The sequence below is a fragment of the Saccharothrix tamanrassetensis genome (genome assembly GCF_014203665.1).
GTDB lineage: Bacteria > Actinomycetota > Actinomycetes > Mycobacteriales > Pseudonocardiaceae > Actinosynnema > Actinosynnema tamanrassetense.
On the sequence record NZ_JACHJN010000016.1, the window covers coordinates 61,765 to 83,064 of the forward strand.

Annotated in this window: 21 protein-coding genes; 10 read left to right on the plus strand and 11 right to left on the minus strand. The window is 68.1% G+C overall.

The window, feature by feature from the left end; translation table 11 throughout:
* Window positions 1-694: 694 nt before the first annotated feature.
* Window positions 695-1,591: a LysR family transcriptional regulator gene (locus FHS29_RS34755; protein WP_184698691.1), complete on the minus strand. Its 897-nt coding sequence runs from the start codon at window positions 1,589-1,591 to the stop codon at window positions 695-697.
* A gap of 111 nt (window positions 1,592-1,702) precedes the next feature.
* Here FHS29_RS34755 and FHS29_RS34760 point away from each other — a divergent pair, with 111 nt between their 5' ends.
* The 6 genes from FHS29_RS34760 (at window position 1,703) to FHS29_RS38575 (ending at window position 8,329) form a co-directional block, all read left to right on the plus strand.
* The gene (locus tag FHS29_RS34760; RefSeq protein ID WP_246441174.1) at window positions 1,703-2,362 is read left to right on the plus strand and encodes an NAD-dependent epimerase/dehydratase family protein; all 660 of its coding nucleotides are present in this window, start codon (window positions 1,703-1,705) and stop codon (window positions 2,360-2,362) included.
* Between the two features lie 99 nt (window positions 2,363-2,461).
* Window positions 2,462-4,036, plus strand: a complete 1,575-nt coding sequence (locus FHS29_RS34765; RefSeq protein ID WP_312865237.1) for an amidohydrolase family protein — start codon at window positions 2,462-2,464, stop codon at window positions 4,034-4,036.
* 1 nt (window position 4,037) lies between these two features.
* On the plus strand, window positions 4,038-5,039 hold the full coding sequence (locus tag FHS29_RS34770; protein WP_184698693.1) for an MBL fold metallo-hydrolase: 1,002 nt from the start codon (window positions 4,038-4,040) through the stop codon (window positions 5,037-5,039).
* A 382-nt stretch (window positions 5,040-5,421) separates the two neighbouring features.
* Window positions 5,422-6,587 (plus strand): IS3 family transposase gene (locus FHS29_RS34775; protein ID WP_312865242.1). Its coding sequence is split into 2 segments (ribosomal slippage): window positions 5,422-5,706 and window positions 5,709-6,587, totalling 1,164 coding nucleotides; the frame shifts between segments, so codons are not numbered across the junction.
* Window positions 6,584-7,195 (plus strand): tetratricopeptide repeat protein, encoded by a 612-nt coding sequence (locus tag FHS29_RS34780; RefSeq protein ID WP_312865238.1) that lies wholly within the window; start codon window positions 6,584-6,586, stop codon window positions 7,193-7,195. Before FHS29_RS34775 ends, FHS29_RS34780 begins: the two co-directional genes overlap by 4 nt.
* A gap of 411 nt (window positions 7,196-7,606) precedes the next feature.
* A complete protein-coding gene (locus FHS29_RS38575) occupies window positions 7,607-8,329 on the plus strand; it encodes a hypothetical protein (RefSeq protein ID WP_376774508.1) in 723 nt (240 codons plus the stop codon).
* A gap of 536 nt (window positions 8,330-8,865) precedes the next feature.
* Here FHS29_RS38575 and FHS29_RS34790 read toward each other — a convergent pair.
* The 8 genes from FHS29_RS34790 to FHS29_RS37415 all read right to left on the minus strand — a co-directional run bounded on the left by FHS29_RS34790 (window position 8,866) and on the right by FHS29_RS37415 (window position 15,460).
* Entirely contained in the window at window positions 8,866-9,747 is an 882-nt protein-coding gene (locus tag FHS29_RS34790) for a hypothetical protein (RefSeq protein WP_184698695.1), read from the minus strand.
* Window positions 9,748-10,389: 642 nt separating this feature from the next.
* A complete protein-coding gene (locus FHS29_RS34795; protein WP_184698697.1) occupies window positions 10,390-10,653 on the minus strand; it encodes a hypothetical protein in 264 nt (87 codons plus the stop codon).
* Window positions 10,654-10,974, minus strand: a complete 321-nt coding sequence (locus FHS29_RS38380; RefSeq protein ID WP_184698699.1) for a DUF6247 family protein — start codon at window positions 10,972-10,974, stop codon at window positions 10,654-10,656.
* 426 nt (window positions 10,975-11,400) lie between these two features.
* Window positions 11,401-12,249, minus strand: a complete 849-nt coding sequence (locus FHS29_RS34805; protein ID WP_184698701.1) for a tyrosine-type recombinase/integrase — start codon at window positions 12,247-12,249, stop codon at window positions 11,401-11,403.
* Window positions 12,222-12,395: a tyrosine-type recombinase/integrase gene (locus FHS29_RS38385; RefSeq protein ID WP_184698703.1), complete on the minus strand. Its 174-nt coding sequence runs from the start codon at window positions 12,393-12,395 to the stop codon at window positions 12,222-12,224. The genes FHS29_RS34805 and FHS29_RS38385 overlap by 28 nt, the downstream gene beginning before the upstream one ends.
* A 157-nt stretch (window positions 12,396-12,552) precedes the next feature.
* Entirely contained in the window at window positions 12,553-14,007 is a 1,455-nt protein-coding gene (locus tag FHS29_RS37960) for a diguanylate cyclase domain-containing protein (RefSeq protein WP_184698705.1), read from the minus strand.
* 266 nt (window positions 14,008-14,273) lie between these two features.
* Window positions 14,274-15,065, minus strand: coding sequence for a hypothetical protein (locus FHS29_RS37410; RefSeq protein WP_246441177.1), 792 nt, complete (start codon window positions 15,063-15,065; stop codon window positions 14,274-14,276).
* 2 nt (window positions 15,066-15,067) lie between these two features.
* Window positions 15,068-15,460 (minus strand): NB-ARC domain-containing protein, encoded by a 393-nt coding sequence (locus tag FHS29_RS37415; protein WP_246441178.1) that lies wholly within the window; start codon window positions 15,458-15,460, stop codon window positions 15,068-15,070.
* Window positions 15,461-16,297: 837 nt separating this feature from the next.
* Between FHS29_RS37415 and FHS29_RS34825 the strand changes: the two genes are divergently transcribed.
* Complete coding sequence (locus FHS29_RS34825) at window positions 16,298-16,855, plus strand: hypothetical protein (protein ID WP_184698707.1); 558 nt, start codon at window positions 16,298-16,300, stop codon at window positions 16,853-16,855.
* Here the strand turns inward: FHS29_RS34825 and FHS29_RS38390 are convergent.
* Window positions 16,814-17,782 (minus strand): helix-turn-helix transcriptional regulator, encoded by a 969-nt coding sequence (locus tag FHS29_RS38390; RefSeq protein ID WP_184698709.1) that lies wholly within the window; start codon window positions 17,780-17,782, stop codon window positions 16,814-16,816. The two genes, FHS29_RS34825 and FHS29_RS38390, sit on opposite strands and share 42 nt — an antisense overlap.
* A 74-nt stretch (window positions 17,783-17,856) precedes the next feature.
* Here FHS29_RS38390 and FHS29_RS34835 point away from each other — a divergent pair, with 74 nt between their 5' ends.
* The 3 genes from FHS29_RS34835 to FHS29_RS34845 all read left to right on the plus strand — a co-directional run bounded on the left by FHS29_RS34835 (window position 17,857) and on the right by FHS29_RS34845 (window position 19,861).
* Complete coding sequence (locus tag FHS29_RS34835; RefSeq protein ID WP_184698711.1) at window positions 17,857-18,237, plus strand: hypothetical protein; 381 nt, start codon at window positions 17,857-17,859, stop codon at window positions 18,235-18,237.
* A 241-nt stretch (window positions 18,238-18,478) separates the two neighbouring features.
* Window positions 18,479-18,754 (plus strand): hypothetical protein, encoded by a 276-nt coding sequence (locus FHS29_RS34840; protein ID WP_184698713.1) that lies wholly within the window; start codon window positions 18,479-18,481, stop codon window positions 18,752-18,754.
* A gap of 861 nt (window positions 18,755-19,615) precedes the next feature.
* Window positions 19,616-19,861, plus strand: coding sequence for a hypothetical protein (locus tag FHS29_RS34845; protein WP_184698715.1), 246 nt, complete (start codon window positions 19,616-19,618; stop codon window positions 19,859-19,861).
* Between the two features lie 96 nt (window positions 19,862-19,957).
* Here FHS29_RS34845 and FHS29_RS34850 read toward each other — a convergent pair whose 3' ends face one another.
* Entirely contained in the window at window positions 19,958-21,040 is a 1,083-nt protein-coding gene (locus tag FHS29_RS34850) for a VanZ family protein (protein WP_184698717.1), read from the minus strand.
* Between the last annotated feature and the right edge of the window lie 260 nt (window positions 21,041-21,300).

Genomic DNA, 21,300 nt, shown 5'->3' on the forward strand with positions numbered 1-21,300 from the left:
CTGAGACGACCGGGGCATGAGGTGTGCGTTCGTGTCCCCGGTGCGGCACGCATTCATACGGATTCACGATCCGCTGACCTCGTGCTTCGTGTCCGCGCCCCGCTTCCACAGCCCAACAGGGGGCGACAAACCTGATCCGCGCAGGTTCGTCTCCTGGGCATGAGCACCAAAGGACGAGAACAGGGCTGACCAGCGGTTCCGCACAGGCAGCTTGGTCGTGGAGGCGCGCTTCGCGCTGGCGCGGCTGGATGTGTCAGGAGGCGGCGGAGGGTAGGTGCTGACCCGCTCGGCAGGACCAGTCGTTACGGACCGGCATTGGCTCCGCGTGCCGTGAACGTCCGCTTCTGCCGATGAGCGGGCATCGATCACAGCTGTGCCACCGCCCGAACCGCAGTGGCGTGCTTGATCTTCACGCGGCCGGACTGCGGTGAAGTCGTCCGGTGAGGCGAGTTTCGGCTTCCTGGGCTGGGGTCGGCGGCGGGTCGACCGCACCTGCGTCGGGGGATCATCGTTGCCCGGCAATGACGCCGCGGCCGGCGCGGGTCTCCATCTCGGCCCACGTGGAGACAGGGGGCGACGGTCGCGCCGGCCATGACGTTTTCGATGACACCGCGCATCTTGCGCTCATGCGCCGCCACGTCGGTGGCATCGAGGTCGCTCGGCAGCATGTCGCCGCCTCGCTCGCGGATACGGGTCAGAACGCCCGGTCCGGCCGGATGTGGTGCTGCACCTGGTCGAGGAACGCGTGGACGGCGCGGGGCGGCGGGCGCACTGCGGAGAGGACGATGCCCAGCGTCCAGGTCGGTGCCTCGTCGGCGATCGGGATCGCCGTGAGCGGAGTCGCGGCCGAGGTTGCGAGCTCGGCCGGTAGCACGGCCACTCCCAACCCCTGTGCGACGTAGGCGGGAATAGTCGTGAGGTCGGTGACTTCCACCAGGACGGTGCGGGTCTGGGCGTGGCGTGCGAAAGCTTCGTCCACGACTGCCCGTTGGCCGAATCCGGGGGGCATGTCTATGAAGGTCTCTTCGGCGATGTCCCGCATGGTCACCGCGTCGCGGTCGGCGAGGGGATGCTCGGGCGGCACGACCAAGTGCAGGGTGTAGGAGCGGAGGGGCACCACCCGCAGTCGGGCGTCCTCGATGCTCGTGCCGGCGAACGCCACGTCGATCCGACCGTGCCGGATGTCTTCGACCAGCCCCGCGGTGCCGCGTCGCGAGGTCTCCAGGTGCAGCCGGACCTGGGGGTGGCGCCGGTGGAAATCGCCGGCGAGGGCGGGGAGGTCGACCATGGTCAAGCCTTGCAGCATGCCCACCACGAGCTGGCCCCGCAGCTCGCCGCCGGGCTCCACAGCTGCTCTGGCAGCGTCGATCGCCTCGATCGCATCGCGTGCGCGCGGCAGGAACGCCCAGCCCGCCTCCGTGAGATTGACCGAACGGGTCGAGCGCGCGAACAGTTCCACGCCAAGCTCGGCCTCCAAGGCCTTCATCGCCGCCGAGAGCGTCGACTGGGTCATGTGCAGCCGCCGGGCGGCACGGGTGAAGTTGAGTTCCTGCGCCAGCACCACGAAGGAGGCGAGCCGACGTTCGTCCATTCGCCCAACATATCGCAATCATCGATAGGTCTACAAAAACCTTTCGTTGGACACGATCACTTACGTGGTTCACCTTGGAGTCGAGGCATCCGGATGATCCAAGGAGGAAGGATGCGCGTTCTGCTCACCGGGGCGACCGGCTACATCGGCTCGGCGACCCTTGACGCTCTGGTCGTCGCCGGCCACGAGGTGACGTGTCTGGTTCGCGACCCGAGCCGAGCGGAAGAGATCGAAGAGCGAGGCGGCCGTGCGGTCCCGGGCGACATCACCGATGCCGCGGCCGTGCGTGAGCTCGCCGCCGTCAGCGACGGAGTGGTCCACCTCGCCTCACCGGGTGGTGATACCAGCGCCTGGGCCGACGACGTGCTGACCACCGCGGTGCTCGGTGCACTGGCGGGCACGGGCAAGGCTTTCGTGACCACCGCTGGCGTGTGGGATCACGGCAGCGGCGGCGACATCACCGAGACCAGCCCGCTGCGCCCGCCCAGGCTGACGGCCTGGCGCCCGGCCATCACCGGCCGGGTGCGCGCTGCGACCGGCATCCGCACCGCGGTGGTCGCCCCGGCCCTGACCTATGGACGTGGAGACAACCTGCTGCACGTAGTCTCCGGTAGCCCGCGCACGGGCACCGGCGATTCGCGAGCGCTGGTGGTCGTGGGCGGCGGGAACAGCACTGGCCGACAGTGCACGTCGACGACCTCGCCGCGCTCTACGTCCGCACTCTCGAGCACGCCCCGGCCGGGGCCTGTCTCATCGGGGCCGCCGGGGTGAACCCGACCGCTCTGGAAATCACCCGAGCGGTCAGCCGGGCGCAGGGCCTCGACGGCAGGGGCGAGCCCGAAGGTCTCGCCGCGACCGTGGAACGGCTCGGTGCACTCGGCGAAGCTCTCCTACTCGACCAGCAGGCGTCCGGGGACGGCGCCCGCCGCATCGTGGGCCGGCGCCCCGAGCGCCCGACCCTGCTCGAACACCTCGCCAACACAGCTGCCGCCCTCTGAGCCACGCCGAGAAAGGGTAATTTTCGTGAGCAGTCCGACCGACGCACCGAACGAACGCGTGCTCATTCGCGGGGCACACGTCCTGACCGGCGACGACCGCCTCGGCGACTTCGCCGGCGACGTCCTCGTGTCCGACGGAAAGATCGTCGACGTCGGCACCGGCCTGGTGGACGAGCGGGCCCGCGTCATCGACGGTATCGGGCACGCCGTCCTACCCGGGTTCATCGACACCCACCGCCACGCCTGGCAGGGAGCGCTCCGCAGCCTAGGCCCGACGTGGACCTACCCCGAGTACCGCGAGCACGTCCAGATCAGGCTGGGCCCGCACCTCACGCCCGACGACGTCCGCATCGGCAACCTCGCGGCCGACGCCATGTCGCTCGATGCCGGAGTGACCACGGTGCGGGACGAGTCGCACATCATGAACTCGCCCGCGCACGCCGACGCGGCGATCCAGGCCCACTGGGACTCGGGCATCCGCGCCGTGTTCGCCCACGGCTGGCCCTCCACCGAAGCGGAGTCCTGGCAGTTCGGCAGCGATCGGCTGCACCCCGAGGACATCCGCAGGGTGCGCGAGGACCTGCTTGCCGACGATTCGGCCCGGGTCACCCTCAACGCCATGCTGCGCGGCCCCGAGCTGTCCACCGCCGACATCGCCGCGCGGGACATCGCGCTGGCCCGCGATCTCGGTCTACGCATCAGCATGCATGTCGGCCTCGGTGACTGGGGGGCCGAGCAGCACGCGATCGCCCAGCTCGCCGAGAGCGGCGCACTCGGGCCGGACATGACATTCATCCACTGCTGCACCTCCACCGACGAGGAGTTGCGCATGCTCGCCGGCAGCGGCGCGAGCGCTTCGGTCGCCGCAGCCCTCGAGGTCTTCATGCCCGGTCTCGGCCAGCCCGCCACCAACCGCCTGCTGGCGGCCGGAATCCGGCCGAGCTTGAGCGTCGATGTCGAGTCCGCGGTCAGCGGCGACATGTTCGGGGTGATGCGCGCCGCGCTGGCCTACCAGCAGCTGGTGCGAGCCGGCGCGGGCGGCGCCATGGACGTCGGCGACACCCCGACGTTCGACGCCCGGGATCTCATCGGCTTCGCGACCATCGAAGGAGCTCGCGCCTGCGGCATCGACGACCGGACCGGCAGCATCACACCGGGCAAGGACGCCGACCTGATGATGGTCCGGCTCCGCGATCCCAACCTGCTGCCGGCGAGCGATGTCCCGGCCGCCATCGTCACCGGTGGCCACGCCGGCAACGTAGTGCTCGTCATGGTGGCCGGCCGCACGGTCAAGGCCGGCGGTGTCCTGATCGGGCACGAATCCATCGCCGAGGAAGCCGCGCGCTCGCGCGACCGCATCTACCGCGCCGCGGGCCTGTCCGCGCCGTCCCGTCCAGCCGGCGTGAGCGCGGTCGGTTCCCCCGCGTCCCACGAGGAGACCTTCTGACATGACCAGCCAAGCCGCCCTGACTTCCCCGATCCCGGCCAGCGCCCCGCTGCGGACCGACCAGCCGCACCAAGAGGCGTCAGCCCGCACCCCCGTCCCGCCGGGAGTCAAGATCACGCGCCTCTTCGAGGAGAACATGGAGAAGCCGTTCGTCCTGCAGCGCCTGACCGAGCGCACATGGTGGGTCTCGGTGAAGAACTACACCACCGTGTTCGTAGTCGGCAGCGACTCGGTCCTGCTGTTCGACGCCCCCCTCGGACGCACCAGTGCTTTCCGCGAGGCGATCGCGAGCGTCACCGAAAAACACGTGAGCACCCTCGTCTACAGCCACTTCCACACCGATCACATCGACGATGTCCAGCACTGGATCGACGCCGCGTCCGAAGACGGGATCAACCTGCGTCTCATCGCCAGTGCGCGCACCGCCGCCAAACTGGAAGCGGCTCGCAGCATCCTGCCTCGCCCGACCGAGACGGTGGCCTGGCCCTCGAGCTCGTTCACCTTCGAGGGCATTGAAGTCCGCCTGCACGGCTTCGAATGGGCGGCGCACACCGAGGACCACGGGGCGTGGCTGTTGCCCACGGAACGGGTCGCGCACGTCCCGGACCTGATCAGTCCCGACCAGCCGCCCTTCTGGCGCTTCGCGGCCAACGAGCGCTTCCTGTTCACCGAGGACAACCTGCGCGCGGTGAACGAGCTGGAATGGGACTACCTCAGCGGTGGCCACGGCAACATCGGCGACCACGGCGACATCGAAGCCGAGCTCGAGTTCATCGCCGATCTGCGCGGTGTCGTTGCCGAGAAGCTGGCCCGACGACCGCTGGAGAGCTACGTCGACGCTACGTTGGGCTCGCACACCACTTGGTTCACGCAGTTCCTCGAAGAGACCGGTCGCGAGGTAGCTGATCGGCTGCGCACCAAGTACGGGCACATGTACGGCTACGAAGCCGCCGCGGCGGCGAACGGTGAGATGGTCGCGCTCCACATGGTTCAGTACCACTGAGTCCCTGCCGAGCCGGCTGGGCCGCGTCCGGCGGGCGAGTGCGCGGATGGCGTCGACGGAAGCCGCCGAGTCTCAGCCCGGCTGCGGATGAGCAGGCAAGGGCGTGCTCGCCGTCAACGCGGGCCAGCCGGCTCGGGTGAGTGCGTCCCGACCGGGACACCCGCACTCCGTTCGTTCTGCGCTGCGTCGCGGTGAGGTCGCGGGGTGCGGGGTTCGTGGCCGGTCACCAGATCTTCTCCGGTGGCCTGTTCGTTCCGGTACGGGACGCCTCGATCATGAAGCTCTTCCCCGAGTCAGCGCCAAGCCCTGCTCGGGGGTCTGCTGCACGGATTGGTGACATCTGAGTTGGCTTGCCGTGATGGTGAGCTGGGAGGATGTCACTGTGCCCAAGCCCTACCCTCGGGAGTTCCGCGACGATGTCGTGCGGGTCGCCCGTGATCGCGAGCCCGGCGTGACCGTCGAGCAGATCGCCAAGGACTTCGGTGTCCACCCGATGACCTTGTTCAAGTGGCTGCGCCAGGCCGACACCGACGAGGGCGTCAAACCCGGTGTGAGCAGGAACGACTCGGCCGAGCTGCGCGAGGCGCGCAAGCGGATCAAGCTGCTGGAGCAGGAGAACGAGGTCCTGCGGAGGGCGACCGCATATTTGTCGCAGGCGAACCTGCCGGGAAAAGGCTCTACCCGCTCGTGAACGAGCTCGCCGCCGACGGGATCCCCGTCTCGGTGACGTGTCGGGTACTCGACATCGCTCGACAGCCGTACTACCGGTGGCGTGCCCGGCCGGTGACCGGGACGGAACTCGATCAGGCGTATCGGGCGAACGCGTTGTTCGACGCGCACCGCGACGATCCGGAGTTCGGATACCGGTTCCTGGCCGACGAGGCCCGCGACGCCGGCCTGTCGATGGCGGATCGGACCGCGTGGCGGATCTGCTCGTCGATGGGCTGGTTGAGCGCGTTCGGCGGGAAACGCGGCCGCAACGGCAGGAAGGCCGGTCCGCCGGTTCACGACGACCTGGTCCGCCGCGATTTCACCGCCACCGCACCGAACCGGCTGTGGCCGGCCGACATCACCGAACACCCCACTACGGAAGGAAAACTGTATCTGTGCGCGGTCAAGGACGTCTGCTCCAACCGGATCGTGGGCTACTCCATCGACTCCCGGATGAAGTCGCGCCTCGCCGTCGCCGCGCTCACCAACGCCGTCGCCCGCCGCGATGAGGCCGTCGGCTGCGTGGTGCACACCGACCGCGGATCGCAATTTCGATCAAAAAAATTCGTCCGTGCGCTCGCACGCCACGGGCTGGCCGGCTCGATGGGCAGGGTCGGCGCCGCAGGAGACAACGCCGCCATGGAGAGCTTCTTCGCGTTGCTGCAGAACAACGTTCTCGACCGGCGTACCTGGCACACCCGCGACGAGCTCCGGATCGCGATCGTCACCTGGATTGAACGCACCTACCACCGCCGCAGACGCCAAGCCGCCCTCGGCAGGTTGACCCCCATCGAATACGAAGCAATCATGACCACGTCAGCCAGTCAGGCTGCGTGACTACCACTGTCACCTACTCGTGCAGCAGACCCGAACAACATCACGACTCCCACCTTCAAGCCGGAACCCATCACGAACTCGCGGTGGCATGGGAACAGCAAGGGAACGATCGCGCGGCCCTGAAACACGCCCGATTGGCTTTAGACCTCCGCCGCACCATCGATAATACGGCGGCGAAAGCCGAGGCGCTCAACCAGGTAGGCTGGTATACCGCGCGACTAGGCGACCTCGATATCGCCCGTGCACACTGCCAGGCCGCCCTCACCCTGCACCGCCGGCATCAGGATTCCGCCGGAGAAGCGAACACCCAGGACAGCCTGGAATACATCGCCCACCACACAGGTCAGCATCACAGAGCCATTAATTACTACGGGCGAGCCCTCGATCTCCGTCGGGTCCTAGGGCACACGTACAATGTCGCCGACACGCTCGACCGCCTTGGTCACCCGCACGCCGCCCTCGGAGAACACACCAACGCCCGCGCGGTCTGGCAGGAAGCGCTTGAGCTGTACCGCGAACAAGGCCGTTGCATTGAAGTCGGCCGCCTTCAACACCAACTTGACAACCTCGGTGGCCACACGGACACCAACCCGGCCAGAAGGTTTTAGGTCCTCAGAGTCGTTGTCTGCCGATCGTTTGTCAATGCCACCGAGCCTGACAGAGGTGGAGTGAAACTCAAGTGCGATCGACCCCTGGGTGGAGTCATGGCACCGGTGTCGCTCGGGAGTCATCGCTGCTGGTCAGGCGCGCGTCTAGTAGTCGTTGATGAGCCCGTCGAGGACTCGGGTGCGCAACAGCCCGGGAGTGTCGAGGTCATGTAGTGCTGCTGGGGCTGCTGGACTCGGCGCCGGACCCGTGCGGCGACGGGTCGTCCAGCGCCGCTCCAACGCATGAAGTATCCGTGCCTAACCCCCATTAAACAATCCTGGATTGGTGAACCCGCCTTTGTGCGGAGACGGTCCGTACGGGCGGGTGAAGGCTGATACACCCATGTCGACCGAGAGCGGGGGTGTGCCCCAGTGGTGGTAACCGGGCCGGAAGAGCCCGACGATTTCAACTCCGGGTCTCTCGGCGCGGACTTCCCCGGTGTTCGCAACACGACGTCCGGCGTCGTGAGCGGGGTGGCGCAGTTTGGTGTGGTGCAGGGTGACATACACCTGCACGCGGCACTGCGGCCTGTACCGGCGGTGCCGCTTCAGTTGCCTGCTGCACCAGGGCTTCTCGTGGGGCGGACGGCGGAGCTGGACATGATGGACCGTGCGCTTGCCGCCGCAGCGGGCGGGGAGGGACCGGTTTCCGTCGACCGGCCTGCCCGCCGGCCGTTCGGGGATGCGACGGTGATGGTGTCGGCGATGTGCGGGGCCGGAGGCGTCGGCAAGACCTGGCTGGCGCTGGCGTGGGCTCACCGCCATCTGGACAGGTTTCCCGACGGGCAGCTGTTCGTGGATTTGCGCGGGTTCAGTCCGGAGGGCGAGCCGATGGCGTCCGGGGTGGCAGTGCGCGGCTTTCTAGATGCCTTGGGCGTCAGACTGCACCGCACTCGTCTCCAGGCCACCACGCACCCCAGCCACGCTGACGTGCGCCTGGCGCCAGCGACCATTCGGGCGCAGGCACTGTGGCTGCGACCGACCCCAACCGGATGGTGGAACGTGGGATTGGCGGGGCACGCTACCGGAGCAGTTGGCGGTGGTGACGGCGTAGGCCATGCTCGGTCGGTCCACAGTGCACACGAACGACCCTGACCGCGATGGAGGTCGGACGGCTCCGTGCCGCGCTGCGGGACGTCCTGCTCACCTTCGACCGCGTGGCCGGCACAACCCCACCGACAACCCCGGCCGCACGACACCACACGCCGCCCGGTCGACGACAGCGGACCGCAGTCGCGCTCAGCAGCTCCGCAGGCCACGGGCACCGTCCTGCGATAGCCGCTCCACCGCCGGCGACCAGGGTGGCCCGACGTCGGCCCCCGAACCCACCGGCGCGATACCGGAATCAGCGCGGCGAAGGCGGGGTCGGTTGGATCGATTTGGTTAGCGATTTCTTTTGGCCGTCGTCGGCTCTCGGCGACGTCGTCGGCCAGATGATGGAGTGTTGCATAGAGATCGCCAAGGCGCCGTGGCTATCGGCGAATGCATCGCGGTGGGAGGACATCTCGACGAGTATGTCAACCCGGTCTTCGACAAGGCGTCCGGCTCTGCGAGCGATCTCCATTTGTCCGGAGGGCCCTCGTTTGCGGAACCGCACGACGGATCTTTTTCCGTTTCCAGATAAGTCGCGCTCAGGATTCCAGGCGCTCCGCGGTGTCGGCGAGCAGGGTGAGGAGCCAGCGCCAGGTGTCCGGGTCGGTGGTGGAAAGCGGCTTGGGGGAGAAGAAGTACAGGCGGTTCTCGACGACCTCGATGTGGACGGGGCGTTCGGCGTACCGGGCCAGGAGGTCGGAAGAGAAGAGGGTGCGGTCCAGCAGGGTCTGGATTTCCCGGGCCCTGCCGAATGGCCCGGAGACGCTGAAGGCTTTGGTGCCGGGGCCGCGCAGGTCGGGGTGCCCGAGGGTGACTTTGCCGGACTCGTGCACGGTGCCCATGCCCTTCGCCCGCGAGTTCAGCCGCAGGTGGGGGAGGTTGGCGTCGAGAGGGACGGTTGCGTAGCCCCAGTGGAACGTTTCCGCGTTGTGGTAGCCGGCCGTGTAGCTGTACTGGCCGATCTCCATCGGGCGTGGGGCTTCGATGCTGACGACGTCGACGGCGCAGCGGTTGACGCCGATGTCGAAGACCCCGGCGGGGTGTTCCGGGTCCTTGACCTTCATCCGGTAGCCCATGCCGTTGCGGGCGGCGAACTGCATGATGCGGTAGTGGTCGATCCGTTCCTGCCGGCCGCTCTTGCGGCTCAGGACGACGACCAGGACGACCAGCCCGAGACCGATCGCCAGCGGCAGCAGCCCGAGGAGCCGGACGCCCACGCCGCCGTCCGGATAGGTGCCGGCGAGGTACATGTTGAGCGGGACGCTCAAGAATCCGAAGAAGGCGGCGGAGATCAGGGCGAGGAGGAACGCGCAGCAGGCCAGGTCGCGGGTCGGGCGGTCGCCGTTCGCTTTCGCGTGCGCCAATGCAGCGGCCGGGTCGACCGGGGCGGTGAGCGGGGAGTAGTCCAGGTCGGCGGGCACGGCTTACGCTACCCCGTCGAATGGGCGGAACGTCCCTGGTTGGACGGTTTCGGGTACTGCCGAGGCGGCTGTCACACCCGGTGATCGTGCGCCGCGGACGGCGTAGGGACGTCCACTGGCCCAATGATCACCTGGGCTACCGCGGTCCGCCGGTGCGGCTGCGGGCGGCGTCGAGGCCGTTGCGGGTCTTGCGGGCGATGACGCGGCGGCGGTCCTCGGCCAGGGCGAGCGCGAGTCGAGGATGAAGTTGCGCTCGGTGTGCTCGCCGGCGGCGATGCCCTCGAGGACCTTGACCGCGATGCCCCGGCCGATCATGAGGTGCGCGAAGGGCTCGGGCTTCACCGCCACCGTCCGTTCCTCGCATCCTTGCGCTGGTCCCTCGCCTGCCACGAGCGGGCGAGGTCACGGCCCGGCGTGGATGTGCGCGGTCCACAACGACGGGGTGAGGGGCAACTTGTCGCGGGCTGTTCGCACGGCGTGGTGAAGCGCGAACGCCGACCGGGAAGGATTTGGGAGGCCGTCCGTTGACGGCACGGACACAACTTGGCGTAGGCCGACTCTATAGTTTCAGTGTCAACTGAACCAGTCTATCACCTGCGGCACTGTCGACCGCCACCCCTAACTCTTCCTATAGTGCGGTGGTCAGCCGAGGTCTTCGAGCCAGAGGACGCGTTCGACGACGATGCGTTTCTGTTGTTCGAGGATGAGGTAGACGATGAGGCCGTTGCCGTACCCGTAGACGAGTTGGCGCAGGGCGCCGGTGGGGTTGGCGCGGTGGTAGGGCTCGCCGTGCCAGGGTTCGTGGGTCAGCAGGGTCATGGCCTCGGACAGTGGTTCGTCGGCCTCCGCCGGCAGTGCGTGGATCTGGTCCCAGACCTCGTCGGGGAGTTGGATCTGGTAGGTCACCTATCGGCCGCCGCGCTCCGTCTGCAGTTCGTCCCAGGTGCGCAGCCGCCCTGGTGTCTGGCCGGCGCTCTGGGTCTGGTCGATGCGCCTGAGCATCCGCCGGTGGGCGGCGGGGTCGTGCCGGGTGACGGTGGCGATGCGCCACCACTGCTCGATCACGCTGTGGACCGGTTCCAGGCTGGACTCGGCTGCGGCCTTGCCCAGGGCGTGGCGGCAGTCGGCGTCGAAGGCGTCGCGTTCCTCGGGCAACAGTGCGGCGCGGATCGCCTCGGGGGTCTTCTCGACCTCCGGCGATGGCGGGTGCGCGGCTGCTGCGGTCACACCGACACGATAGCGGGTCGGCGTCGACGGTGGCCCGGCGACAACGACACGATGGTGCGTGTCGTTGTCGCCGGATCGGCGGGCATGACCCTCGTGCTCCGCGGCGACCGACGCATCCGCTGCCGGGCCGGAATGAGGGTCGGATTCGCGACCATCACGGTCGGCGGTCCGCAGATCGCCTGGGAGCGGGGGAGTGCGTGGGAGCGGACGCTGGTAGCAGAATGGGAGCCGTCGGACGCATTCAACAGCGTCAAACCGCGTTTAACGGCTTCCAGCGGCCACATTTTTCCTGCGGTGATTCTGTTTGTGCTAATAGAAGCGTTGTTCTGGCTTCATTCACACCGAAGAGGTCACTGGTTCGATCCCAGTATCGCCCACAGTGTGTTTTACCTGGTCAATGGCCTGCAGACGATCCATGTCTGTGGGTCATTGGTCGTTGGTGGGAGCAGAATGGGAACAACTGATCTTGACCACAGTTGGTGCTCCGAAGTGGTCGCCGCAGTTCGCTCCATAGTGCTCCCATCGGGCCTGCAGTCCGGCCAGCATCGCGTCGATCATCGGCCGGGTGACGTGTGAGTAGACGCCCATGACGCCGCGGAACTTGTGTCCCATCCTTTTGTGCTGCAGGACTTCGGGGACGCCGTCCTCGATCATCCAGGTCTTGTGGGTGTGGCGCAGGTCGTGGAGGTGCATGTGCGGCTTGATCGGCGACCATCCCAGGGTCGTGCCGCCGCGCAACGCGGGCAGCCAGACCCTCCGGCGGAAGTTGGACCGGCGGTGCAGTCCGCCGTCCTGGCCGGTGAACACGAACCGTGCGGTGGGCTTCTCGCGGCGCAGTTGCGTCAGCAGTTCGGCGAGGAACTCCGGCAGGTGCACGGTGCGGACGCTGGCCGGTGTCTTGGGCGGGCCGAGCTCGAGCTTGCCGTGCAGTTCGTGCAGTGCGCCGTCGCGGGCGTCGACGTGGATCTCCTGCTTGTCCGGGTCGACCCGTGACCACTGCAGCCCGGCCAGTTCACCCCAGCGCATGCCGGTGTAGGCCGCTGTGACGATCAGGGTGGCGTTGTCGACCGACGACACCCGGCCGGCCAGCGTGGTCACCTCGTCGGGGTCGGCGTGCGGCCGCTCGGGCTGGTCTCCGGAGTTGAGTCGCAGCCTGCGGCACGGGTTCGATCCGATCAGTCCCTCGTCGACCGCCTCGCCCAGGATCATCGACAACAACCCGACGATGTCGGCGACGCTGCGTTCGCTCAACGACCGCCGCAACTCTTGGCCCACGCCTTGATCACCATCCGCGACAACTCGCCCAACTCCGTGCCGGCGAAGCGGGGCAGGATGTGGTTGCGCAGGTGCGAGTCGTAGGTCGCCTGGGTGACACCGCTGACGTCGTGCGCCTGGACCCACCGGGCGACCCAGTCGCCCACGGACGTCTTCGCCAGCCGCGGATGCAGAACTCCAGCCCCCAACGGCCGACGACTTCTGTTGCGTGTCCGACGAAGCCTTGGTCTGGATGCGCAAGCACACGGCATGTTCGCCGCCATCACGAGTTGATCAGCAGGCGAATCCTGACCGGGGATCTCGTCAGGCGGGTGGTCTTGGGGTGTGGGCGGTTCGGCCGATCACCTGGTTGCGGCCGGTGTCTTTCGCTCCGAGGAGTGCGATGCTGGCTTCCTCGATCACGTCGGTGACGGTGGCGCCGGGTTCGGCCTCGACCACGCCCACGGAGACCGTCAGCACTCCTCCGGGATTTCCCCGGTGTTCGATCCCGGATTGTTCGACGGCCAGCCGGACTCGTTCGCCGACCGCCGTCGCCTCGGGCAGGCGGGCGTCGGGCAGCAGCACGGTGAACTCCTCGCCGCCGTAGCGGTAGGTCCGGTCGGTCGTGCGCACCGCGCGTCTGATCGCCTGGCCCACCTTGCGAAGTGCTTCGTGGCCGGCGAGGTAGCGGTAGAGGGTGTTGTAGTCGTGGAAGTGGTCGATGTCGACCAGCAGCAGGCTGTAGGGCCGCCCGCGACGGTTCTGGAGGTCGTGGTCGGCGTCGAAGGCGGCCGGGTTGGGCAGTCCGGTCCGCTGGTCGATGGTCGCCGCTTCCACGAGCGCCTCCTTCTCCAGGCGCATGTGCTCCAGCCGCTCGGCGAGCCGGTCGACTTCCAGTTTTCGCGCCAGCACCCAGTCCTGGAGGTCGTCGCGGTAGACCACGGCATGGGCACGGCCTGTCGCCTTGGCCCGGTACATGGCCAGGTCCGCGCGGTGCAGCAGGGATTCCGCCCGGTATCCCCGGCGCACGACCATGATCCCGGCCGACGCGGTCACCCGGACCACGTCCCCGGCCACGGTGAACTCCAGGTTCACGGCCTCCTGGGCGAACGCGACCGCCTCCTGCTCGTCGGACCGGTCGAGGAGCACCACGAACTCGTCACCCCCGACCCGCGCCACCGTTCCCCGTCCGGTCACGACCGCGTCGAGGTGTGCCGCGACCCCACGCAGCACCCGGTCGCCGGCGGCGTGCCCGTAGCGGTCGTTGACCGTCTTGAATCCGTCGAGGTCCAGGAACATCAGCACGGGGCCTGGCCCGGAGTCCGGCGCGCCGCGGGCCGCCTGCTCCAGCCGCGGCAGCAGACCCGCCCGGTTCGCCACGCCGGTCAGGCCGTCGGTGCCGAGCCGTCTGCCCAGTTCCTCCGACCGCTCCGCCCAGCCGGTCACGTCCAAGGCGACGACCACGAGGCCGCCCACCACCGGGTCTGCGCTCAGGTCGCGTGCGACCAGGTCGACCCGCCGCGCGGTCGAGCCCTCGACCGGGACCGCGCACGTGCCGCGCGAGGCGCTGTCCCGACCGATCGCGGCCTGGAGGAACGAGGCCACCGCGGCCGCGTCCGCAGGGTCCACAAGATCGGGAAACACCCCCGACGCGGTGCCGAACAGACGTAGCGCCGCCGGCGAAGCCCATCGGACGGCCAGCTCGTCGGCGTCGACGACCAACACGGCGGAGTCACCGCGCTCCATCACTGCCTGGTGGAATTGGATCTCCTCGCTCACCGCAACCCCCTGAGAACCTCGGCGTGGCCCGCTCCCGACGGCCACAGCCCCCTGCCGACGCTAGCGAAACGATCACGTTCGTGAGGTGCCGACGCGAGAACATCGGTGGAAGCGGACCTTCGTCGGGACGCGACCAGCGGCATGAACACGCCTTCTCGCAGCGTCAGATCAGTGGCATGGCAGCGTGTTGCGAACCTGTTCGCCAGTGACGTGCGGCTCTGTTTCACCCGAAGGCAGAGTCGACCGAGCATGCGCCGAAGGGGCGCCTAGCTCTCAGCGGACAGCGTCCTGTTTGGCATGTATCTCGCCACAAAGGCTCTGCAGAGCGAACGACCGGTGAACCGGTTGCTCCGCTCCACCATCGCCGTATTCTGACCTGTTCCACACCGGGCGGACCCGCGATCGCGGCGATCCGACTGGAGTATGGAAGTGAACCCACGATCCCGAGACATCCTGCACGGCCTCGAGGAGAACCCGGCTTTGCCCGACCGCCTGCGCACATGCCTTCGCCCGGTCGACGGTCCCACGCGATCCGCCACGTCCGGCAGCGTTTGAGGGTGGGCGCTGGGGGAGGGAGCGTCGAGTTCCAAGCGCGGGCGGTTGGGCCAGATGAGGTTGAAGGCCGCATAGGCGGTGTGGGCGTAGAAGTCGACCACCCGCCGAAGCGCACTCTCTCGAGCGGGTTCGTCCAACTCGTGGGCGGCGGTGGTGGCGTAGGCGCCGATCAGGTCGTGCATCCGCCAGCGGCCGTGTCCGTCGTGATCGAGCAGCGATGCCTCATCCAGCGCATCCAACACCCGCTTGGTCCGCGCCGGGGGGCAGTCCGGCGAGATTTGCGGCGGCAGGGAGGCCGATGTCGGGACCGGGCGCGAGGCTGAGCAGCCGAACACCTCCTGCTGTTCCGAGGTGAGCAACTGCTGGGACCACGACAGGACGGCAGGCAGGCTGGCGGCTGGATCATCGCTGTCCAGGACGTCCAGGCGGATGGCCGCGTCGCGCAGCTCGGCCGCCAGAACAGCAAGCGGAAGGCAGGGAGCCGCACGGGCGCGTCCGGCCACGATTACCGGGCGAGGGGGAAGCCTCCGCAGGAGACGAGGAGATCGGCCACAGCGGCGGGTTCGGTCTCGATCCGGCGCCGGCCGAGGCGGGTGGTGAGAAGCTGGCAGGCCTCGGTGTCGGTTAAGGTGTCGAGGCGGACCGGGTGGGCGCCGTACGCCGTGAGCAGCCTGTCGAGGCGTCGTCGGCTGGTCACCAACACCGTGCAGGATGGTTCGCCTGGTAACAACGGGGTGATTCGGTCGGCGGTGGCGGCGTTGTCCAGCACGACCAGCATCCGCTTGCCCGCGACGAGGCTGCGGTAGAGCGCGGACTGAGCGTGCAGGGCCGTCGGGATGCGAGCGGGATCGACGTCGAGGGCATCAAGAAAGCCGCGGTCCGCCAGGGTCGGCTCCATCGGCTTTCCCTCCGGGGAGAAACCGCACAAGTCGACGAACAGCTGCCCGTCGGGAACCGGTCACGATGCCGGTGAGCCCAGTGCAGAGCCAGCCAGGTCTTGCCGATGCCTCCGGTGCCGGCCAGCGCCGAGATCACCACCGTCCCGCCCGCGACCGAGCCTTGGTTCACAGCAGCGGTGAGTGTGGCCAACTCGTCGGCGCGGCCGACGAAGGCGGGCGGAGCGGCGGGCAACTGCTCCGGCACCGGTCGCCCAGGCGAAGCCGTGTGGTGGTGAACGCCACCGCTGATCGTGTGGGCCTGCACCACCCCACCCGCTACCACCCCGGTCACCGCGTTCTGTGTCGCCGGGGCCCACACCTCGACACCGGGCGAAGGCTCGCCCGGTGGGACGATCTGAGCGTCCGCATCATCGTCCCGCTGGTCTCGGGCCATCATCACTGCTTCCTGCCTCAGTCCGTGGCAGCCGTTGCATCTTGCCGTCGAGCACATGACCGAACTCGACGGCCCTCCGAGGCCACGCAAGCACGTTACGCATCAGGTCGGCCGGACTGTCCGTTCTCAGTCATCGTGTCGCAACGGCGAAGCGCTGGCCTGCGGGGTGAAAGATCCGCTGAGATGCGTTGGTGTGGTGGTCGTTGGTCGGTTCATGTGGTGAAGCCTTGCGGTGTCGCGGTCCGATTGATCATGGCGGGGTCGTCTGTCGCTCGTCTGGCGATATCGCAAAGATGCGAGGAATCTCCGATTCCTTCCCACCAATGCGACCGTAGCGTCTGCCATGGGTTTATTCTGCAGAAGAGAACCGCGATGGCCGGGAGAACCTCGTCATCGGTCCATCGTGGCGGTGGACATCGCGGATTCCACGGCGAGAGCGGACGCGACCAAGATCCGCCTTCGCCGCGTGCTGTACGAGGCGTTCGAGAACTCCCTGTACGCGGCCGGTGCCGAAGAGCGTCTCCGCGATCCGCTGGTAGACCGAGGGGACGGGATACTGGCGGTCATCCACCCGATCGTGCCGAAGACGCTGCTGCTGAATGCCTTCGTGCCCGCGCTTTGCGAAGAGCTGTCCAGGCAACAGGAGTTGCGGCTTCGTGTGGTCGTGCACGCGGGCGAGGTGCTCTACGACCGCAGGGGGTGTTGCGGCGAGGCCCTGGATCTCAGCTTCCGGTTGCTGGACGCACCCGCGCTCAAGGGCGCGCTCGCGAAGTCGGCGGCACCGCTCGTTCTCGTCGTGTCCGAGGAGATGTACCGAACCATCGTGCGACACGGTTACCGGGGCATTGACGACGACGCCTTCGCACCCCTTGTCCAGACTCATATTGCGGGCCGAACACACTGGGGATGGGTGCGGGTGTCAGGTGGTGTCACGCACGTGGCGGACAAGCTCGGTGCGTGAGCGCACCCCGAGCTTGGCGTAGACATGGGTGAGATGGGCCGCGACGGTCTTGACGCTGAGGAACAACAAGCCGGCGACCTCAGCGTTGGTGTGACCTTGCGAGACGAGTGCGGCAACGCGCCGTTCGGTCGCGGTCAAATCGCCGGTATTCGGGGTCCGGCCACCGGTCCGGGCAAGTTCGCTCTCCGCCTTGGCCGCCCAGAGCCGGGCGCCGAGCCGGGAGAACACAGCCATGGCGTCGCCAAGAGCATCTCGGGCGGCACGTTTTCGCTTGGCCCGGCGTCGTACGGCACCGACAGCCAGGAGCGTTCGAGCGCGCTCGAACGGCCAGTCGAACCTCTCGTGCTGGGCCATCGCGGCGTCGAAATCGGCCGTCGCGGTGTCGAAGTCACCGCGGGCGGCGGCGATCCTTCCCCGGCACCTGGCTGCGGTGGCCAGGGCGAACGGGCGGTCCATGCGGATCCCGAATCGGTGCAAATCCTCAGTCACAACCGCCGCCTGGGTCAGCTCGCCGACCTCGACGAGTGCGTCGAGTTCGCACCAGGCCAGCGGGCACCACATGGGTTCGCGAAACCCGAGCTGGCTCATCCGGTCCAGGAGCGGGCCCAACTCGGCGTGTACCGCCGCCGCGTCGCCGTGGGACAGCGCGACGAATCCGATGAGGGATCGCACCGCGAACTCGGCCGGCACCAGGCCCAGTTTTCGCACAGCGACGGCAAGTTCAGCCAGGGCCGGATCGTCGGCCTGGAGTTCACCCAGGTACGCCTTGACCTGGCAGGCCGACCACAACGCCGGATTTATCGCACCCCGCCAGGCCAACCGGCAAGCACCACGCAACGCGTCGTCGGCCAGCCGCTCCGCCCGGGGCCAGTCACCGGCGATCACATGGTTCCGGCGCATCGGCCACGTGTCGACCGTGCGGGTCACGTGCAGCAGGACGACAGCGGTCGCAACTGCTTCAGCGTTTCCTCGCTGGTCGTCGGGGTCGGATTCGCGTCCGCATGGTGTTGTTGATCCTTGCCGGCTGCCGCGTCGCGATTACGCTCGGGGTGACTGTTGGCACGGTGAGCGGAGGAACGATGGTGGACGAATCGGTCCCGGGCCGGCGGGTGCGGCTTTCGGTGCGTGCAGTTGGGGAGGCGATGTCCGCCGTACCGCCGCTTGAAGGTCTGGCCGACGCGAAGGAGTTCGGCGGGGCGTTGACGGCGCTTGCCTTCACCGGACGCGAGGTCGTGCGACATGTTCGCGCCGGGATGGCGGAGGTCGAGAACGATCACCAGGATGCGGTACGACTTCTGGCCGAGTTCGAGGACCTAATTACCCGTGCCGGCGCCTTGGCGCAGGAGTTCAGCGTAACGATGACCCGGACGGAGCAGTTGTAATCGCTACCCGACCGGCGGTATGACCGCAGAGGACCCCTGAATAGCGTCGTGATGTATCGAAACAGCCGCGTAGCGCTGTTGGACAGCAGGGGGAATTTTGTCCAAGAAAACAGTCTCGGTCACAGCTGCCGTCTTGTTGGCGCTGTCAACTTTGTTGGTGTTCGGCCCGTCGGCAGTCGCAGACGGGCGGTACGCGCAGGCTTTGTTCCCACCGCCACCGGACTGCGGTGACAGGATCCAGGTGTACGCCCGTACGCAACAGCCGGTCAATGCCTGGGTGTTGCGGGTCACCGGAGCCGGTCTCACCGACATCCTTCCGGGTCGGGCCGGGCGGGTCTTCTTAACGTTCGACGACGACGATGCCAGCGAGAACCGCGACGTCTTCATCGATGCGAGCCACCCGCTCAACGTGTCCGCGACGGTCAACGGGGCGGTGGTCCACATTTACGTCAGCGTGACAGACGTGGACAACAGGGTTACGATCTGCGCCACGACCAAACGGGTCGACCATCCTTGACCGCTCAGGCTTGATGAGTGAGAAGAATCCCGAGTGCGGCACCACAAGGTGTGGTGAGACCGGAATCTATGGGGTGTTCGGATCGACATTCGCGGTCGATCCGAACACCCCTCTGGCTGTCAGGACTCGGAGACGGCGGATATAGAAGCAGTGCGGGACTCCGGCCGTTCGAACGGTGCGGGTTCGCCCTTGGGATCGGTGAGGAAGAAGATCGGCGTGTTGCCTGCCGACTACCTTGATATCTCGACCACCCGCCACATCCTTTGTCACACCGACCCTCCGCTGACCCTCGCCAGCGCCAGTCGGCGGAAGAGCGTGCTCATGTCGCCCGCATCGCGGCATGAGCGGACGCGCGGATGATCTCGAATTGGTGGTGTTTGCAGTTGTGCGTTGTGGCGGGTGGTGCGGGTGGAGGCGGGCCGTGACCTCACGGTGCAGCCTCCTCCGGGTGGTGCACGTTGCCAATCTTGCGCGGGCTGGCGGAGGACGAGTTCACGGACGTGCGGCGGAGCGTGGCCCACAACCCGCCCGTCCCGCTGCACGTACTGAACGCCTGGCCCGATCGGTCCGGATCGGACCGGTCCGGCTGCCTCGCGTCATGGCGGCGACCGACGAGGAACTGCGCCAACTCGCCGCGTCACCGTCCCCGCGGGTCCGCATGCTGGTCGCCCAGCGCACCGCGCTCCCCGCCGACGTCTTCGGACTGCTCGTTTCGGACGACGACATCCACGTCGTCAAAGGAATCGCCCCGCACCCCGGGCTGGCCGCGGATCGGCTACGAACGCTCGCCGCCCGGCACGGGCCGAGCCTGTTCCGCCAGTTGGCGAGCAACCCCACTGAGACCGCGACCTGCTGGACCACATGGCACGCCACGCCACTGCACGCCGGACCTTCCGCGCGGTCGCCGAACACTCGAACACCCGCGCGCAGACCCGCCTTGTCTGCCTCCAAGACCACACCGCGCGACGCTGGGCCGCCAGGCGCCCGAACCTGCCGGTCGACATTCTGATCGACTTCCTGCAAGACCCGGACCTGGCCGGAGACGGGGCCGCCAACCCGTCACTGCCCGTCGAGGTCATGGAACGGATGATCGCCTCTTGCCACTGAGGTCACCCGGATGACCGACTACGTTGCATGACCAGCGGTGCCTCACGCCTACGCGACAGCACCCTCCGCTGCGGCGAGGGCGGTCAGGGCACCCGTCTAGCTCCCCGCAGCCGGTTCTCCCGCCGGGAACCGGCTCCGGGCCGTCTCGGCGGCCCGCGTGCCCGCTGCCCGCTCGTGCCAACCCCGTTGGTCTTGGCGGAAGGCCGGCACGACGAGCGTGCCCAGGAAGACCACCGCCACGACCAGGAGGTCCAGCCACAGGCCCCACGGCTCGCCGGAGTCGGGTGACAGCAGTGCCGCGTAGGCGAGCAACCCCGTCACGCCAAGCAGCTCGCGCAGCGCCAGGCGTCCCACGTGGGCGGGCGTGCCGTCCTCGCGCACGTGCCGGTAGCGCAGCAGCCAGCCGCCCAGGGTTCGGCCGCCGGTCACGGCGGGCAGCACCACGCGGAGCAGGACGGCCGCGCCGAGCACCCAGGGCACGCCGTCCACCAGGCGGCCGACCACCAGCAACGCCATGAGGTCCACGACCGTGCCCGCCACGCGCCGGGGCACCGTCACGGTGTGGGGCGGGGCGCTCGACTCGTCCGCGCCCGGCACCACCGGTACCACGAACGCCATCGGCGCGAGCAGCCAACCCAGCAGCGCCCCGGAGGTGTTGGAGATCAGGTCGTCCACGTCGGCGATCCGGTACGGGCACGGGTAGATGCCGAGGTTGCCGGTGTACTGCGCCACTTCGACCGCCAGCGACAGCCCCAGCCCGATCGCCACCGCCGCCAGCGGGCCGCGGCCGTACGACCGGCGCAGCACCACACCCAGCGGCAGGAACAGCGCCACGTTGAACGCCTGCTGGAGGAACGCCGTGGAAGTGACCATCGCGACGAGGCCGGACCGCCCGTACGCCGCCATGTTGTTGCGCATGTCGCTGACCCACTGGAACGGCGTGGTCGACAGCATCCGCTCGCCCCGGCACACCTCGCCCGGGTCGGGGAACGGCAGGAAGATCAGCGCCAGCGCCACCAGCCCGTAGGCCAGCAGCCCGTAGAGCACGAACGCCCGGCGCGGCTCCACCCGCCCGAAGCGGTGGTAGTGCAGCGCGACCAGGGGCAGCAGCACCAGCGCTCCGACACCCACGAACGCCAGGAAGCCCGCTCGGATCGACTCGACGTACGAAGCCAGCATGTCCACCCGATCACCGACGACTGTTTAGCGGCTCTTTATCACCGGACGGGAAAGCTCAAACCCGATGCGGGAACGCGACCCTCGGGACGGGCGGACCCCGGCTCGTACGGCCCGGACCGTGGCGTCACTCGATCGGGTGAGGTTGGTAACCCCGGAGTGGTCGGGTTCGACGTAGCGGTCACAGCCTCCGGCCGAAGGGGTGGCTGATGGACGGCCCCTGCGTCGCGAGCTGCACCATCGGCGAGTCTCACCCGGAGGGC

Excerpts from the sequence above, each read along its gene's own strand:
- FHS29_RS34755 (WP_184698691.1), bottom strand. The coding sequence starts at position 1,591 with ATGGACGAACGTCGGCTCGCCTCCTTCGTGGTGCTGGCGCAGGAACTC.
- FHS29_RS34760 (WP_246441174.1), top strand. The coding sequence starts at position 1,703 with ATGCGCGTTCTGCTCACCGGGGCGACCGGCTACATCGGCTCGGCGACC.
- FHS29_RS34770 (WP_184698693.1), top strand. The coding sequence starts at position 4,038 with ATGACCAGCCAAGCCGCCCTGACTTCCCCGATCCCGGCCAGCGCCCCG.
- FHS29_RS37415 (WP_246441178.1), bottom strand. The coding sequence starts at position 15,460 with ATGGAGCCGACCCTGGCGGACCGCGGCTTTCTTGATGCCCTCGACGTC.
- FHS29_RS34835 (WP_184698711.1), top strand. The coding sequence starts at position 17,857 with ATGGTGTTGTTGATCCTTGCCGGCTGCCGCGTCGCGATTACGCTCGGG.
- FHS29_RS34845 (WP_184698715.1), top strand. The coding sequence starts at position 19,616 with ATGGCACGCCACGCCACTGCACGCCGGACCTTCCGCGCGGTCGCCGAA.
- FHS29_RS34850 (WP_184698717.1), bottom strand. The coding sequence starts at position 21,040 with ATGCTGGCTTCGTACGTCGAGTCGATCCGAGCGGGCTTCCTGGCGTTC.